Here is a 1,109-nt window from a genome sequence, read left to right on the forward strand (position 1 = left end):
GTCGCTTAAACTATACCAGCTTTGTAGTATCAACGCCTTGAGCAACTGAACGACATCATAACCGTTAGGACCATAACCACTCCTTCCCAAACCACATAAAATAGCTTCAAGCCTTCTCCACTTTATCAGACCGCATAGTCGCATCACCTTACTTCCCTGAATCCTATGCTCTGCTTCAATCTTTAAAAAACTCATCATATCCTCTTTTGGTTACTTTATCCTTCATACCATAATACTTCTATTCACTTAACTCAATAATGCAGAGGTCTCTAAAGGTAAAATCAGCATTCATTACAATTTTTGTACATAATAAGAGACCTCTGCGTGATTTTGTTTTTTTATTTGTGGTGTGAGTAAGGTATGAAGGTTGCAGTATATTTTGTCAGACTATGTTAAGTTATCAGAATACTTTGTTATAAATAATTAACACAATATAGTAAGAGTCCCTTTTTTGTCCTATCAAGTAGGTTTCACACTAAGATTTAGGGCCTTTAACAGGTTAAATGCCATGGCTTTTCTTATCACCTCCGCTTTAACCTTTCGCAATGTCATATAGGTAGCTCTCGTCATTCCAAACCTTCGTTTCAATGTACCAAAAGCCTGTTCTACCAAATATCTGTGACTACTAACCTGTTAAATACTTTCTCTAGCCTACTCAGCGCTTTATTCCTTGCTGCTTTATACATGATGCCATTCTTAATCCCCTTCCTACGTAATAGCTCCTTATTCTCGCTACTATAGTAACCCTTATCAGCATACACTCTCCTAGGCTTTAATGGACCAAGCGCTCCTTCTAAATTCCTTACCTCAGAAGTATTCGCAGGTAATACCTCAACATACCTGATAAACCCATCCTCACTATCTGTCACAATAAATGCCTTGTAGCCAAAATAGCTTTTCTTCCCTTTCTTCAGCCATCTAGCATCTGGATCTTTAGACAAATGCCCTTCTCCTAGCACAACTTCTTTGCTGTCATCTTCCTCACGGTCTATAACAATCCCACTCGTCTCCTTATTCGGTCTCGCAGCAGATTCTATTATCGTCGCATCAACTATCGCGCTACTTGCCGGAGATACTGCTAATCCCTGACTTTGAAGTTGGTAGTTGAG

General features: G+C 39.1%; 1 protein-coding gene and 1 pseudogene. Both read right to left on the bottom strand.

All coding sequences use genetic code 11. The features are described 5' to 3' along the window. A partial coding sequence (locus EDM53_RS02240) for a hypothetical protein (protein ID WP_207215424.1) occupies positions 1-195 on the bottom strand: 195 nt, incomplete at its 3' end. 264 nt (positions 196-459) lie between these two features. Further along, a pseudogene (locus EDM53_RS06430) lies at positions 460-1,055 on the bottom strand (IS5 family transposase). Positions 1,056-1,109 lie beyond the last annotated feature (54 nt).

It is taken from the genome of Rickettsiales endosymbiont of Peranema trichophorum (assembly GCF_004210275.1).
Taxonomy (GTDB): domain Bacteria; phylum Pseudomonadota; class Alphaproteobacteria; order Rickettsiales; family Midichloriaceae; genus RICK02.